Raw genomic sequence first — 14,007 nt, 5'->3', positions numbered from 1 at the left:
TGTAGTGCCAATAACCACCAACGCATCAGCACATGCCAATAGCCGGCGGGCCGGCGTTACTCACCCAGGAGACCAATCATGAGCAAAGTAAAGACAACGAATAATTCTGGAAAACGCAAACAGGAGAAGGGCTCGGCCTTGAACGGAGACTCACCACTGGCTGTCGGCGGCGAACTGCACCAGATCGCTGGGGGAGAGCACCCCGCGCTCACCACTAATCAGGGCGTCGCACTTGCCGATAATCAAAACTCACTCAGGGCCAATCCGCGCGGTCCTACGCTTCTGGAGGATTTCATCCTCCGCGAAAAAATCACCCATTTCGATCACGAGCGGATCCCCGAGCGTATCGTTCACGCGCGTGCGACGGGCGTGCATGGATTCTTCGAGCTGACCGCCTCGTTGAAGCAATACACCACCGCCAGGATACTCACCGAGGTAGGTGAGAAGACGCCCGTGTTTACTCGCATATCGACCGTCGCAGGTGGCGCGGGCTCGGTCGATACCCCGCGTGATGTACGCGGCTTTGCCGTCAAGTTTTACACCAAGGAAGGCAACTGGGATTTGGTCGGCAACAACATCCCGGTTTTCTTTATCCAGGATGCCATCAAATTTCCTGATCTTATCCATGCCGTGAAAATGGAACCCGACCGCGGCTTTCCGCAATCGGCGACTGCGCACGACACGTTCTGGGATTTCATTTCGCTCACCCCAGAATCCATGCACATGGTGATGTGGATCATGTCAGACCGCACCCTGCCCCGTTCGCTGCGCATGATCGAGGGCTTTGGTGTGCATAGTTTCCGGCTGATTAACGACGTTGGCGAATCCACTTTCGTCAAATTCCACTGGCGCCCCAAGCTCGGTTTGCAATCCACCGTTTGGGATGAGACCGTCAAGATTTCCGGCGCTGATCAAGACTTCCACCGCCGCGATATGTTCGAGGCCATCGCGGCGGGTAATTTCCCCGAGTGGGAATTTGCGGTGCAGCTTTTCACGCAGGAAGAAGCGGACAGGTTCCCGTTCGATCATCTGGACGCAACGAAGCTGATTCCCGAAGAACTGGTGCCCTTGCAAGTGATCGGCCGCATGGTATTGGATCGCTGGCCGAACAATTTCTTTGCTGAAACCGAACAGGTTGCTTACTGTCCTTCTCACGTCGTGCCAGGCATCGATTTCTCGAATGATCCCCTGTTGCAAGGCCGTTTATTCTCCTATCTCGACACGCAGCTTGCGCGCCTGGGTTCGGTCAATTTCCACCAGATCCCGATCAACGCCCCCAAGTGCCCCTTCGGAAACCAGCAACGCGACGGACACATGCAGATGGCCCAACCTTCGGGCCGTGTTTCATATGAGCCGAATACCCTGTCCGAAAACTCGCCGCGCGAAACACCGGTCAAGGGCTTTCACAGCGCGGCAGTAACTGAAACTGGCGAGAAAGGCCGCATCCGTGCCGAGAGCTTCGCCGACCACTACAGCCAGGCGCGGCAGTTCTATCTCAGCCAAACCACGTATGAGCAGGCGCACATCGCCTCGGCGTTAGTGTTTGAGCTTTCCAAGGTTGGACATGGGCACGTGCGTAAGGCCATGGTCGGCCACCTGCGCCATATCGAAAAAGACCTCGCCAGGCGGGTCGCTGCGGGTCTTGGATTCGACAAAATGCCTGCTGCGCCAGAGGCCGCAGCACCCGTACAGGCGATGGAACCTTCACCCGCATTGCAGATCATCGGCAAGATGAAGGACACGCTCATGGGGCGCGCGATTGGCATTCTGATCGCGAATGGTTCAGACGGCGCTGTCATCAAGACGATTAAAAAGGCGGCGACCGATGCGGGTGCTAGCGTAAAGATCGTCGCCCCCAACGTGGGCGGCGCGAAGCTTGCCGATGGCTCGATGCTGGCGGTTGACGGACAACTGGCAGGTACGCCTTCTGTGCTATTCGACGCGGTCGCCGTCATCCTCTCCAGCGAAGGCGCAAAGGCACTGTCGACAGAAGGCGCCGCGATCGATTTCGTGCGCGATGCTTTTGGTCATCTCAAGGCAATCGCCGCTGACAAAGGCGGCCAGGCGCTTTTGAAAATAGCGAATGTCGGACGCGACGCAGGCATTGTGGATACCAGCGACAAAGACGCATTTATTGCTGTGGCAAAGACGCGCCAATGGGACCGGGAAAAGTCTATTCGAACATTGGCATAAGCGCCAGTTCCAAAGAGCGTGTTCTGTCTGGTCAAGGCCACATCAATCTGATTCAGCCTGAACCCCCGCAGCGCTCACCAGTTGTTCGTTGAAGCCTTGCACCTCGTGGGCCTGCTTGCTCTGAAGCCCTATTTTCCGAGCGGCCAGATAAAGTATGGTGGTGTGCTCAGGGGGAGTCACCTCAGCAACGTGCCCGACAGGGCCATGTGGTCAGCAGTGCGGCGATGATGAGTGCACAGATTGCAAAGGCCATGGCATACCTGGTTGGGTGGCTCAATCGCTTGGCTGAAATGAATGACGAATGACGCTGCCACACCTGGCGAGCGTGGACCGATTCCTGTGCAGCTCATACTGGGCGGACAGTGAAGCGGAGTTACCGGGATTCTGGCGACAATAATCGCCGGTAGCCTGTTACGGCGAGAGGTGCGCGAGTTACCCGGCCTTTTCTGTACGCTGACGCTCATAGCGCGGACACTGTGTCGATTGCTGTGGCGCTCAGCGCGGCATCTCCTAAGAGGTTATCCCAACGGTGAGTCCTTGGCGGACCTGCAGATGGTCTGCACTATGAGCGTCAGCGTACAGAAAAGGCCCCGGATGTGAGGGACTATTGGCGTGATGATCGACAATCGGGCTCGGATCAACCGCGCAGTCAAGATCACGCGGGGTGCGGACAGGGTACAGAAGATACAGAACGTCGGCAATGAGATGAGTATCAAGAAATGGAATGGAGTTGCTTGTCTCAACGATTGAGACGCCAGATTCACCGGCATGCAACCCTTTTCAAATTACGTAGGAGACTTGTCATTAAAACGATGAATAAATTCGGATCAGTGCTCGGAATAATTGCTATTCTGACGCCTGGTGCCTGCGCAACCGAGTACACCCCGCCCAATACGCCCTATGGCGGAATCGCCAGACCAGGCATTGCTTACTCGGGATACGGCGTGGTGCAATCCGTTGAACTCGTGAAACAAGACAACAATGGCGCCGGCCTGGGTACCATCGCTGGCGCCGTAGTCGGGGGTGTCGTCGGTAACCAGGTGGGGGCCGGACGGGGCAATACGGCGGCGACCGTCATCGGCGCGGCGGGTGGTGCCTATATCGGCCACGAGTTGAAAAACCGGCAACAGCAGAATGCAGAGGCCTACAAGATCACCGTCCGTATGGAGAACGGGTCATATCAGACGCTGATGTATAGCACCAACCCTGGTTTCCGGGTCGGCGACCGGGTGCGGTTCGAAAACAGCGTCCTGCAGCGGTACTGATCACGGCATGGGGCCGGGTTGGCACAACCCTGCAGGAGGCAAATAGGAAAACGCACGCCCATGAAGTCCCCTATCTGCGATTACTGATCGGGAGTATCGCGGTGATCCTGCTCGGTCTCTTTGGAATTGCGGCCGTGACGGCTTGGATGCCAGCCTCGATCGAAGCAGGTGTCACCTTCGCGCTCGACAAGCTTCTGGCGCCGCCGACCAGGACGGTCGGCGCGCGCGTCAGGGTGAAGTGTGAGGAATGTGGCGTCGTCGCGTCCACGCGGGAGATTGAGCAACCCGGCGTAGCAGGCGGAGTGGCAAGAGGCGGTCAAAACGAGATACCGGGGAAGTTGGTCAAGAGCTATGAAGTCACTATCCGCATGAAGGATGGCTCGAGCCACGTGTTCATGGATGCGAACCCCGTGAATTGGCGACCGGGGGAAGGCATAATCTTCATCCAAGGCGCAAACCAGTCGAACGATTGAGTCGACGCCAGTGGCCCGGGCAGGCGTGAATTCCAAGGCGCTGCGTACGCCAGCGTACAGAGAATATTCTGGATCCGGGGGATGATGACCACAATGACCGGTTGCCATCAGTAAAGCCCCGCCAGCGCTGGACGACACGCCCCAAATCAACACTCGTCTTGCACGCCCCGAGGTCAGTGACTGGCTCAGATCGTTTCGCAGTGACTGTCAGTATCTCGCCGTCTTTGCAGGCAGTCGGAAGAATGTAAGCAACAGAAGGCGGAGTGATGCAACTTATAAATAGGGAATAATAATGACATATTCATTAATCAAGAAGCAAATGGGCTTGGCCGTATCATGTGCTCTGGCACTGGGCGTTGTGTCGGGCACGGCAAGGGCGGAAGCCAATCCGGCGGATACGGGATACCTCACTGACCAGCGCGGCACGGTTGCGCGGAGTGGCTTCGGGTTGTGTTGGCATACCGGCTTTGGTCCTGCAGTGCCCACACCGGAGTGTGATTCGACTGTTGTTCCAACACCAATCGCTGCGGCCGCTGAACCGACCCCACCAGCTGTAGTGGTGCCAAAGCCCGTAGCTGAGCGAGTGACGCTGGACGCTGACACTCTGTTCGACTTCGATAAGGCGGTTCTGCGTCCGGCGGGGCGGGTGGCACTGGATGATTTCCTTGGCAAGCTGAAGGGTATCGATCTGGAGGTAATTACAGCAGTCGGGCATGCCGACCGCTTTGGTTCTGAAGCCTACAATCAGCGCTTATCTGAGCAACGCGCAGCCGCAGTCAAGGCTTATCTGGTCAGCAAGGGCATTGAACCAAATCGCATACAGACTGAAGGAAAGGGTGAGATGCAGCCAGTAACCAAGGCCGGCGAATGCAGCGGTGCCAAGAGCGCCAAGGTGATCACCTGCCTGCAACCTGATCGCCGCGTCAATATCGAAGTAATAGGTAGTCAGATCGTCAGGTAGTTACTCTACCGGCAGTTCCAGTGCTAGAGAAATACCCTGCTTTGGCAGGGTATTTTCTTTCAGGGTGGCGCGCTCGCAATCTGTGTGACGAATCGCTTATCGACGAATCATTCGATTATCGGCTATGTGCGTTAGCAGACAGATGCAGAGAGGCAATCGCCATAACCTAGATTTGTCGGAACTAAGCGGGTGCAATGTCTGTAGCGCAGCAATGCGCAGTAGTTGAAAGCAGCGTGGTCTCGGCGAAGAGAAATAAATGCCCAGCATGACTTTCTGATTCATCAATCTCAATCTCAAACTCATCACATAAAGGAATAAAAATGAAAAAACTCAACATTAGCGTGATCGCACTCGCAATCAGCCTCGTATTCAGCACTGGCGTGATGGCGCAAGGCATGTCGAAAAAAGACTACAAGGCCGATAAAGAAAAGATCGCGACCGAGTACAAGTCGGCCAAGGCGGGTTGCGCTTCGTTATCCGGTAACGCGAACGATATCTGTGTCGCCGAGGCCAAGGGCAAGGAGAAGGTTGCAAACGCTGAACTCGAAGCTAGCTACAAACCTACCCGCAAGACCCACTACCAGGCGCGCGTCGCCAAAGCAGAAGCCGACTATACGGTAGCGAATGAACGATGCGACGACTTGGCTGGCAATGCGAAGGATGTTTGCGTGAAGGAAGCGAAAGCGGCGAAAACCACCGCCAAGGCCGATGCCAAGGCGCAGATGAAGACTTCGGATGCGAACGCTACGGCTAATGAGAAGTCCACCGCAGCGCGCAGCGAAGCGAAAACCGAGGCCGCTGACGCCCGTAAGGATGCCGCGACAGACAAGCTCAATGCCGGGTATGCAGTGGCAAAGGAAAAATGCGACACACTTGCAGGCACCGCCAAGGATAACTGCTTGAACCAGGCGAAGAGAGACTTTGGCAAGTAATCAGTGATACACGGGTAGATACGAAATACCCACATTTTTATAAAGAGGTGATTCCATGAAAACGATACAAAGAGTTATGTTCAGTGCAGTTGTCGCAACAATGTTGCTTGGCTTGAGTGCCTGTTCCGGTATGTCGACGCAGGACAAGAACACGGCCATCGGTGCTGGTGTTGGCGCCGTCGGTGGTGCTGTTCTTACGGGCGGCAGCACGGCTGGAACCGTTGGTGGTGCAGCCGTCGGCGGCATCATTGGTCACGAAGTCAACAAGTAATGATAATCAACATGCGATGCACATGGCTTATTCGGTCAGTGCATCGCACTTGCTGATTGCTCTCATTTCGCAGCGAGCGTAATCCATTATGGTTACGCTCGCTTTCGGTCAAGTAAAACACCAGGAGATAAAAATGATGAAATTTGGAAAAACCGCTAGCGCAGTCTTGGGCATGAGTGCATTGCTTGTTGCCCTATCCGGCTGCCAGAAACAGGAAGGCCCCGCAGAGCGCGCTGGCAAGGAAGTCGACAGAACGGTAGAGAAGGCCGGACAGCAGATTGAAAAAGCCGGTGACAGCATCCAGGACGCAGCAAAAGGGGATAAGAAGTAGTCTCTAAACAAATCCTCAGCAGTGCCGCGAAGCCTTTCACGTATTTCTGCCAAGCGTATTTCGTAGCATGATGTTTTATTCTCGCATGAAGAAATACTGCTTAAACAGGAGATTCAACATGAAAAATTTTCTGATCGCAGCGGCGGTAGCTGCTGTCACAATTACCACCCTGGCACACGCTGCCGACGTTGGAGTCTCAATCAGCATCGGCCAACCCGAGTTTTATGGACAAATCGATATCGGCGACTATCCGCAGCCACGAGTGATCTACCGCCGACCGATGATGATCGAGCGGGGTTTGATGAACCGTCAGCCTATCTATCTGCGCGTACCCCCAGGCCACGCCAAAAATTGGCGCAAGCACTGTCGCGAATACAACGCCTGCGACGAGCCGGTCTTCTTTGTACAGGACAACTGGTACAACCGCGAGTATGTTCCGCGTTACCAGGAACGTCATGGTGGTCGTCGGGATGGTGGCCGTGACCAGAATCGGGGTAAAGATCATAAGGACGAAGGTCGTGGAAATCATAAAAACGAGGGATCCGGTGGGTGATCGCAATCATGGCCGCGATCACTGAGGCATTCGTTTAATAACATGTTGCGGTCCGTACTTTTTTATTCATGCATTACCCATCGTGTAGCGAGTGGGCAAAGCATGAATAAAGGCTGATTATCCGCGTCGTTTTTTACCGTTACGTGAGCGCCTGCTTTTCAGGATGTTCTGTCCGCATCCACCGTAGGGATACTCGTATCAATGATATCCGTATCAATATTTTTTCCTCGTCGTAAATCCGCTCTGTCGCATGCCTCAACTCAGGCTAGGCCTGCTGTCATTTTTCAAGAGTGGCGCAATGTGCCCGCTATATCCTGCCCATTAGCAGCAACACAATCAGGATCACAACCACCAGCCCAAGGCCACTACTAGGTCCGTAACCCCATTCCCGACTGTGAGGCCAGCTTGGGATTGCGCCGATTAGCATTAAAACTACGATGATCAGCAGAATGGTTCCTAGTGTCATTTCATATCTCCTAAAAGTAAGTCGTAGCAGAGTGCAGCAGTTGAGGAAACGATTGAATCATCACCACTTGTTCTGGTCTGTCGACATTGGTTTTGTAACGGTTTCAGCAGTTGCTCTTTCGAGACAGCAATCTACAAAGTAGCGCTTGTTCATCCCACTAGTCATCGCCATGCTCTTGACCGGGAGATTACTCAAATAGAGATAATTTTCTGTACGCCAACGCACAGAATCACTTTTTGGTAAGGCGCAAGGTATGGGCGAAGGTATGTGCGTACTCAATGACTGGTCATGCACATATGATCAAATGAACGCACGATCTTCGTGGTTTCAGCCTGCTCATCTTATGAAGGGAACAAGAATGAAAGCGATCGGAAATTCCAAATTAATTTGTATTTCGGTGTTGCTCGCTGCGGGACTTATGGCGTGCGACAAGCCAGGGTCTGCGGAGGTGGCAGGTAAAAAAATAGACCAGACAGTCGATGAAGCCGGCAAGAAAATAGGCGAAACCATCGATGAAGCCGGCAAGAAACTGGACGAGAAAAGTGTGAAAACAGGTTTGGCAATCGATGATGCCGAGATTTCGGTCAAGGTCAAAGCCGCCATTTTCGCCGAGCCTGGTCTTAAGACGCTGCAGATCAGTGTTGATACCGTAAAGGGCGTAGTGACATTGAGCGGATCAGTCGATTCTCTGCCCAGTAGTGACAGGGCTGAAGCACTGGCAAGTGCTGTGGCTGGCGTAAAAAAGGTTGAAAACCGATTAGTGCCAAAGTTGGTCAGATAAAGCCGAGTTTCTGCTAACTAATGACAAAGCAGGCTATAGCTAGGTGCTGCAGTTTCGCAGATCGGTCTATGTATGGTGCCGTACAGAATGTGCTTGACCACACCGCTAATCTTACGCATGTGTCTTGAGCTTTTATGAATCAATCGGCCTCGGTTGTCGCCACACTGTTTTCTTCGCGACTTCTCGTTGCGCGAGACGCACAAATGGCAGGAGGCCGACTACGGCAAGAGAGGCCCAATTGGTAATTTCACCAGTCGGATTTTATACAAAGGAGTTTGATATGAATTGGGATATCGTTGAAGGTAACTGGAAGCAATTCCATGGCAAGGTAAAAGCGCAGTGGGGCAAACTTACCGACGATCAGCTTGACGTGATTGCTGGCAAACGTGTCGAGTTGGCGGGCAAGATTCAAGAAGCCTACGGCATTACGAAGGACGAAGCCGAGCAGCAAATCAAGAGTTTTGAAGAGCGGAATAAGGACTAATGTTCTAAGAGCTCCTACTGACCTTGCCCCTGTTGCATGGCACATTACCCTACAACAGGGGCAAGGTTACCGATGTCGGCACGGCTTACTTAAAGGACTTCCATCATGACAAGCTATAAATATTTCGTCTCGCCACTTGGGGTGATGATTGGTGGCGCTGTGATCGCTACCATCTTGGCCACGCTTGTGGTTGAGCGCATGCGCAACAAACAGAAAGGGCGACAGAAGGCCGAACTGAGTGGCTGGGAGAGTGAAGGTGGAAGCGTGGCAGCAACTAATGTCGTTGCACCTTGAACGTGACAGAGACTGCGCCAGAGCCGTTCTCGATCGACAGGGGGTCGGAATGCGGTGTAGCCGATGCGGCAACGGCGTCATGGGGCAGTTGAGGTCATGAACACGTCTTCCGCCACCGACAGTGATCGCTCGGACGCCACTGGCCATGTTTCTCTCGAACGCGTATGCCCTCGTTGCAATGGCTCTGTGTACCGCATTCCACGCCGATTTGCAGATTTAATCATAAACATCTTCATGCCGGTTCGCCGCTACCGCTGCCATTTGATAAGTTGCAGATGGGAAGGGAATCTGCGCAAGAACCAGCATTCCCTGTCGAGCCGAGGTTATGGTGAGCCGTATCAACGAAAACTTTACGCACTCGAGTCGTCACGGATGGGCCACGTCACCCTTCCGGGAAAGCCACCGCAATGAGATATCAGGTCAATCGAAGTTGAGCCGAAAATACAGCGATGATCCACCTGACTGCATCAAAGTTGGCCATTCGTCGTCAAGTCCCGTGATCATAATGAGAAAGAAATGTCCAGCGTCGGTTATCACGAGCCTGTAGAGGAGCTGTCCGCTGAAACGCGCGACATGCACAGAGCAATTGTTTCTCTGATGGAAGAACTGGAAGCCGTTGATTGGTACAACCAACGTGCTGATGCATGCAAAGACACAGAACTCAAGGCAATCCTTGAGCACAACCGAGACGAGGAAAAAGAGCATGCATCCATGGTGCTGGAATGGATTCAGCGCAAAGACCCAAAGTTTTCCAAGGAACTCTATGAGTACTTGTTCACCAAAAAAACCATTGCGCATAGACCTGATGATGCCTAAGTCCTAAGTATTTGTTGCAATAGGCAGTCTCCAGTGTTCGCTGAACTCAATCGATATCCACACGAACATCCATGTCATGAACGCTGCTCCGACCACCATGCTTCTCGTCGAGAACAATGCCGCCGATGCGGGTTACACCGGCAAGCCAGCGTTGGAGATCATTGATCGGTATGACTCATTCCTTATGTCAAAGGACGGAGGCAAGAGGCCGGTAAACTCCATCAACGTCGTTATATCGACCGATTATTGAGATTTTACTTATGGAAACCAGTGGCTTACTGCGGCAGCAGATAATTAAAAGTCTCGTGGCACAGCACCCTGAAAAGGTTGAGGATGTCTCGATTCTCCTGTGGGAGCAGATGGCGATCCCAATCATTTCGATCGTGGGTAAAGGAGGTTTCAATTCGCTTTACGCGAGAAGTGTATTTCTTACCCAGTCAACATTTCCCTGGCTCGCAGCCAGATCACTGTTAGCACAGACTGATCACCGGTTCACGGAATTAAAAATGTGTTTTGAAGGACAAACGCCTGCGCAAGCCAGTGCAGCAAACAGTCTGCTACTGATCACTTTCACCGACATCTTGGCCTCATTAATTGGTGAGCAGTTAACGACCCGTATTTTACGTTCGGCTTGGGGCAATGACGCTTCGGATAGGGCCGGCAAGGAGTTTAAAAATGAGTAACAAGGTAATTATACGGCGTCTAAAAACTGGCGTACCTGGTCTGGATAACCTATTGGGCGGAGGTCTGCCGGAATTCTCGTTTAACCTGATTGCGGGCACGCCGGGTGGCGGAAAAACCACGCTCGCTCACCAGATCATGTTCTCGCTGGCAAGCCCGGATAATCGGGCATTGTTCTTCACGGTACTAGGGGAACCTGCGTTAAAGATGCTCCGTTACCAACAGCAATTTTCGTTTTTTGATATCAATAAAGTCAATCAATCGGTCCGCTTCGTCAATCTGTCTGCAGACCTCCTGGAGGGAGATTTCGACCATGTATTGTCCCGTATTGACGAAGAAGTGAAAGACTATGCGCCCAGCCTGGTATTTGTTGATTCGTTTCGCTCAGTCGTGCAGTCAGCGAAGCAGAAGGAACAGGGGGCATCCGAGCTGCAGCAATTCATCCAGCAACTGGGCATGCAAATGACGAGCTGGCAGGCAACAACATTCTTGATCGGTGAATATTTGTTGCCAGAATCAGAGTCAAGCCCCATCTTTACCGTGGCGGATGGCATCCTGTGGCTTTCGCAAAATTTGCACCGCAATTCCATGGTACGCAAGATGCAAGTGGTCAAAATGCGAGGTCAAGCCCAAGCACCCGGTTTGCATACGTTCCGTATTAGTGACGAAGGGATTCAGGTTTTCCCGCGTGCGGTTATTCAACGGGACACAGCGGCTGAGCCAGCAATCAAGGTATCCCCTGGCGAGAAACGTGTTCCGATGGGGATACCTAGTCTGGATGAAATGCTAGGTGGCGGCTTGCCAATGGGCTATTCGCTTCTCGTGGTCGGACCATCCGGTTCCGGAAAAACCATATTGGCGACGGAATTTCTCGCCGAAGGAATACGCCGGGGCGAGCCCGGTGTGATTGCGGCGTTTGAGAAGAGCCCTAGCCAACTGCTGAGCAAAAAGCTGAATGCGCTGGTCAGGGCTGGACAAGTGGGGGTGATCAACACGTGTTCTCTGGATTTGTCGATTGATCAAACCTTGCATGATTTGATCGAAATGATTAATCGAATGCGGGCAAAGCGCGTTGTCATTGACTCCTTGTCTGGATTTGAACTGGCACTGGCACCCGAGTTTCAGGAAGATTTCCGCGGATCGCTGTACAGGATGATTGCCGAGCTTACTGGTATGGGCGTGACCATATTAATGACCTCGGAACTGGAAGACCGCTACACCGATTTGCGCTTCAGTCCATTTGGGACTGCTTTTCTCGCTGACGCAATTATCGTGCAGCGCTATGTCGAAATCGTGGGCCAATTCAAACGCGCCTTCTCGGTGGTTAAAGTGCGTGGCAGTGAGCACAGTAAGGATATTCGATTGTTTGATATTACCGACCAAGGCATCATTATTGGCGAAACCTTATCTGAGTACGCCGGAATCATGACGGGCCGGCCGACGGTCCGCACTAGCCAGAACGACCAAGTGATGGAGAGTGATAATGAATAGAAATGACAATGACGGCGCCCCTGCTTCTAATACCGATGACTCAAGTCAATCGGGCGTGGCTAGCCAGCACAAAGACAGCTTGCCAGCTGCCCTCGAAAAAGATATCACGCGCAGGGAAGGCGCTGTCATTGATGATGAAGCGGTCGTTCTAAGCCGAGAGAAATCGGCTATGGCACGAGAAGGTGCCGCGCATGTACGTGAAAATGCTTCCGACTTGCGTGAAGACGCTGCCCATCTGCGCGAACGAGCGGCACAGGCACGGGAAGCAGAAGCCAATGCGCGCGAAGGGGCAGTCACCTCGCGCGAGCGGGAAATTCGTGCGGCAGAGACGCAGGCAGCGTCTGACGATCACGTCATTATGTTGCAGCAAGCCAACGCACACCTAGTCACCGCGACCATTGAAGCGCACAAACTGACCGAACAAGTCCAAACGGCTAAAGATCAGTTGGATCATTTGGCCCATCACGATGTTCTCACCGACTTGCCTAATCGAGTACTGCTGCAAGACCGGCTTAGCCAGGCGATTGAGTTAGCCCGTCGTCAAGGCAGGCAATTTGCGGTGATGTTTATGGATCTGGATCAATTTAAACACATCAATGATTCCTTGGGCCACGTGGTAGGTGACCAACTGCTGCTGTCAGTTGCACAACGTCTGGTGAGTTGTGTGCGTCACTCAGACACCATCAGTCGTCAGGGTGGGGACGAATTCGTGTTGCTGCTCCCCTATATTGAGCGCGCAGAAGACGCGGCGCTGTCTGCGCAAAAGATGCTCGCGGCGCTTGCGCTGCCGCACCGCATTGACCAGCACGATCTCCATATCGGCGCGAGTATCGGTATCAGCGTTTACCCCGACGATGGTCAGGATGCGGAAACCCTGATCAAGAATGCGGACACGGCGATGTACTCCGCCAAGGAAAGCGGACGCAACAATTACAAATTCTTCGAGCAGAGCATGAATGCTCGGGCCGTCCAGCGGCAATCCGTCGAAGTCAGCCTGCGTCGCGCGCTGGAACGACAGGAATTTGTGTTGCACTACCAGCCGAAAATAAATCTTCAGAGCGGCACGATTGTCGGCGTCGAGGCGCTCATCCGCTGGCAGCATCCGGAACGAGGGCTGCTACTGCCAGCGCAGTTCGTGCCCATCGCTGAAGACTGTGGCCTGATCTTGCCGATTGGCCGCTGGGTGCTGCGCGAAGCCTGCAGGCAGGTACAGGTCTGGCTGGATTCGGGCCTGCGCGCTGTGCCCGTAGCGGTCAACATTTCTGCGGTAGAGTTCAGGCACAAAAGTTTTCTGGAGGCCGTAGCCCTTATCCTGAAGGAGACCGACCTGGCGCCGCGCTATCTCGAACTGGAGCTGACCGAAAGTGTCCTCATGCACGATGCCGACGACTCGGTGCCCGTGCTTGAAGCACTCAAAGCCATGGGGGTGCGGCTTGCCATCGATGACTTCGGTACGGGCTATTCGAGCTTGAGCTATCTGAAGCGCTTCCCAATCGACACTCTGAAGATCGACCAATTCTTCGTGCGCGACATCGCCACCAACGCGGACGATGCAACCATCGTCCGCACGATCATCGGCATGGGGAAAAATCTCAAGCAACGGGTCATCGCCGAGGGCGTGGAGACGCACGAGCAACTCGCGTTCCTCCGTGCTCAGCAATGCGAGGAGGGGCAAGGCTTTTTGTTCAGCCACCCATTGTCCGTCGAGAACTTTGCGCTCTTGCTCGTTACCGGGATTGACGGGATGCGCGGCGACGGTTGAGCTGACGGTTGAGCTGAGTGGGGGATCGCGCCTCCGATATTCGGGCGGCGTCGTGAGCACACGCCATCGCCCGTTACCATACAGCCTGCGTCTCGCGTGGCGAGACTTACGGTCGGTACCCTCACTGCACTCGGAGTTGTGTTGCAGTTGGTCTACAAACCGGAGGTGAAAATCCCGGGCAAGGAAATACGGACACTTCTGCAGCGGGTCTGCGTGAGCCTCAAGGTGTGACGCTGTGCTGTCGCGCACGACG

General features: G+C 53.8%; 17 protein-coding genes. 16 read left to right on the top strand and 1 reads right to left on the bottom strand.

The window, feature by feature from the left end; translation table 11 throughout:
• The first annotated feature begins 78 nt into the window (after positions 1 to 78).
• From PG1C_RS14180 to PG1C_RS14145, 8 genes are all read left to right on the top strand, one after another.
• Complete coding sequence (locus PG1C_RS14180; RefSeq protein ID WP_202635363.1) at positions 79 to 2,193, top strand: catalase; 2,115 nt, start codon at positions 79 to 81, stop codon at positions 2,191 to 2,193.
• A gap of 812 nt (positions 2,194 to 3,005) precedes the next feature.
• Entirely contained in the window at positions 3,006 to 3,458 is a 453-nt protein-coding gene (locus PG1C_RS14175) for an outer membrane lipoprotein (RefSeq protein WP_202635362.1), read from the top strand.
• Positions 3,459 to 3,559: 101 nt separating this feature from the next.
• Positions 3,560 to 3,931 (top strand): hypothetical protein, encoded by a 372-nt coding sequence (locus tag PG1C_RS14170; protein WP_202635361.1) that lies wholly within the window; start codon positions 3,560 to 3,562, stop codon positions 3,929 to 3,931.
• 292 nt (positions 3,932 to 4,223) lie between these two features.
• Positions 4,224 to 4,892 carry an OmpA family protein gene (locus PG1C_RS14165; protein WP_202635360.1) on the top strand — a complete coding sequence of 223 codons (669 nt, stop codon included), beginning with the start codon at positions 4,224 to 4,226 and terminating at the stop codon, positions 4,890 to 4,892.
• 320 nt (positions 4,893 to 5,212) lie between these two features.
• Complete coding sequence (locus PG1C_RS14160; RefSeq protein WP_202635359.1) at positions 5,213 to 5,824, top strand: hypothetical protein; 612 nt, start codon at positions 5,213 to 5,215, stop codon at positions 5,822 to 5,824.
• 55 nt (positions 5,825 to 5,879) lie between these two features.
• A complete protein-coding gene (locus PG1C_RS14155; protein ID WP_202635358.1) occupies positions 5,880 to 6,095 on the top strand; it encodes a glycine zipper 2TM domain-containing protein in 216 nt (71 codons plus the stop codon).
• A gap of 133 nt (positions 6,096 to 6,228) precedes the next feature.
• Positions 6,229 to 6,426: a hypothetical protein gene (locus tag PG1C_RS14150; protein ID WP_237218225.1), complete on the top strand. Its 198-nt coding sequence runs from the start codon at positions 6,229 to 6,231 to the stop codon at positions 6,424 to 6,426.
• 118 nt (positions 6,427 to 6,544) lie between these two features.
• Positions 6,545 to 6,979, top strand: coding sequence for a hypothetical protein (locus PG1C_RS14145; RefSeq protein WP_202635356.1), 435 nt, complete (start codon positions 6,545 to 6,547; stop codon positions 6,977 to 6,979).
• 307 nt (positions 6,980 to 7,286) lie between these two features.
• Here the strand turns inward: PG1C_RS14145 and PG1C_RS14140 are convergent, their stop codons facing one another.
• Positions 7,287 to 7,445 carry a DUF3309 domain-containing protein gene (locus PG1C_RS14140; protein WP_202635355.1) on the bottom strand — a complete coding sequence of 53 codons (159 nt, stop codon included), beginning with the start codon at positions 7,443 to 7,445 and terminating at the stop codon, positions 7,287 to 7,289.
• Positions 7,446 to 7,749: 304 nt separating this feature from the next.
• On the opposite strand from PG1C_RS14140, the gene PG1C_RS14135 reads away from it, so the two are divergent.
• The 8 genes from PG1C_RS14135 (at position 7,750) to PG1C_RS14100 (ending at position 13,754) form a co-directional block, all read left to right on the top strand.
• A complete protein-coding gene (locus PG1C_RS14135; protein WP_237218224.1) occupies positions 7,750 to 8,226 on the top strand; it encodes a BON domain-containing protein in 477 nt (158 codons plus the stop codon).
• 280 nt (positions 8,227 to 8,506) lie between these two features.
• Positions 8,507 to 8,710, top strand: a complete 204-nt coding sequence (locus PG1C_RS14130) for a CsbD family protein (protein WP_202635354.1) — start codon at positions 8,507 to 8,509, stop codon at positions 8,708 to 8,710.
• Between the two features lie 105 nt (positions 8,711 to 8,815).
• The gene (locus PG1C_RS14125) at positions 8,816 to 9,004 is read left to right on the top strand and encodes a hypothetical protein (RefSeq protein ID WP_202635353.1); all 189 of its coding nucleotides are present in this window, start codon (positions 8,816 to 8,818) and stop codon (positions 9,002 to 9,004) included.
• A gap of 516 nt (positions 9,005 to 9,520) precedes the next feature.
• A complete protein-coding gene (locus PG1C_RS14120; protein ID WP_202635352.1) occupies positions 9,521 to 9,820 on the top strand; it encodes an encapsulin-associated ferritin-like protein in 300 nt (99 codons plus the stop codon).
• 76 nt (positions 9,821 to 9,896) lie between these two features.
• Positions 9,897 to 10,070, top strand: a complete 174-nt coding sequence (locus PG1C_RS14115) for a hypothetical protein (RefSeq protein ID WP_202635351.1) — start codon at positions 9,897 to 9,899, stop codon at positions 10,068 to 10,070.
• Positions 10,071 to 10,080: 10 nt separating this feature from the next.
• Positions 10,081 to 10,503, top strand: a complete 423-nt coding sequence (locus PG1C_RS14110; protein ID WP_202635350.1) for a hypothetical protein — start codon at positions 10,081 to 10,083, stop codon at positions 10,501 to 10,503.
• Positions 10,460 to 11,992, top strand: a complete 1,533-nt coding sequence (locus PG1C_RS14105) for an ATPase domain-containing protein (RefSeq protein ID WP_237218223.1) — start codon at positions 10,460 to 10,462, stop codon at positions 11,990 to 11,992. Before PG1C_RS14110 ends, PG1C_RS14105 begins: the two co-directional genes overlap by 44 nt.
• A complete protein-coding gene (locus PG1C_RS14100) occupies positions 11,985 to 13,754 on the top strand; it encodes a putative bifunctional diguanylate cyclase/phosphodiesterase (protein ID WP_202635349.1) in 1,770 nt (589 codons plus the stop codon). Before PG1C_RS14105 ends, PG1C_RS14100 begins: the two co-directional genes overlap by 8 nt.
• The last annotated feature ends 253 nt before the right edge of the window (positions 13,755 to 14,007 follow it).

Source organism: Rugosibacter aromaticivorans (assembly GCF_000934545.1).
GTDB classification, from domain to species: Bacteria; Pseudomonadota; Gammaproteobacteria; order Burkholderiales; family Rhodocyclaceae; genus Rugosibacter; species Rugosibacter aromaticivorans.
Note: the sequence above shows the minus strand (reverse complement) of the source record. Positions and strands in the feature narration are given on the sequence as shown.

Coding starts and splice junctions, on each gene's coding strand:
- PG1C_RS14180 (WP_202635363.1), top strand. CDS start 79: ATGAGCAAAGTAAAGACAACGAATAATTCTGGAAAACGCAAACAGGAG.
- PG1C_RS14175 (WP_202635362.1), top strand. CDS start 3,006: ATGAATAAATTCGGATCAGTGCTCGGAATAATTGCTATTCTGACGCCT.
- PG1C_RS14165 (WP_202635360.1), top strand. CDS start 4,224: ATGACATATTCATTAATCAAGAAGCAAATGGGCTTGGCCGTATCATGT.
- PG1C_RS14160 (WP_202635359.1), top strand. CDS start 5,213: ATGAAAAAACTCAACATTAGCGTGATCGCACTCGCAATCAGCCTCGTA.
- PG1C_RS14155 (WP_202635358.1), top strand. CDS start 5,880: ATGAAAACGATACAAAGAGTTATGTTCAGTGCAGTTGTCGCAACAATG.
- PG1C_RS14150 (WP_237218225.1), top strand. CDS start 6,229: ATGATGAAATTTGGAAAAACCGCTAGCGCAGTCTTGGGCATGAGTGCA.
- PG1C_RS14145 (WP_202635356.1), top strand. CDS start 6,545: ATGAAAAATTTTCTGATCGCAGCGGCGGTAGCTGCTGTCACAATTACC.
- PG1C_RS14140 (WP_202635355.1), bottom strand. CDS start 7,445: ATGACACTAGGAACCATTCTGCTGATCATCGTAGTTTTAATGCTAATC.
- PG1C_RS14135 (WP_237218224.1), top strand. CDS start 7,750: ATGAACGCACGATCTTCGTGGTTTCAGCCTGCTCATCTTATGAAGGGA.
- PG1C_RS14130 (WP_202635354.1), top strand. CDS start 8,507: ATGAATTGGGATATCGTTGAAGGTAACTGGAAGCAATTCCATGGCAAG.
- PG1C_RS14125 (WP_202635353.1), top strand. CDS start 8,816: ATGACAAGCTATAAATATTTCGTCTCGCCACTTGGGGTGATGATTGGT.
- PG1C_RS14120 (WP_202635352.1), top strand. CDS start 9,521: ATGTCCAGCGTCGGTTATCACGAGCCTGTAGAGGAGCTGTCCGCTGAA.
- PG1C_RS14115 (WP_202635351.1), top strand. CDS start 9,897: ATGAACGCTGCTCCGACCACCATGCTTCTCGTCGAGAACAATGCCGCC.
- PG1C_RS14110 (WP_202635350.1), top strand. CDS start 10,081: ATGGAAACCAGTGGCTTACTGCGGCAGCAGATAATTAAAAGTCTCGTG.
- PG1C_RS14105 (WP_237218223.1), top strand. CDS start 10,460: ATGACGCTTCGGATAGGGCCGGCAAGGAGTTTAAAAATGAGTAACAAG.
- PG1C_RS14100 (WP_202635349.1), top strand. CDS start 11,985: ATGAATAGAAATGACAATGACGGCGCCCCTGCTTCTAATACCGATGAC.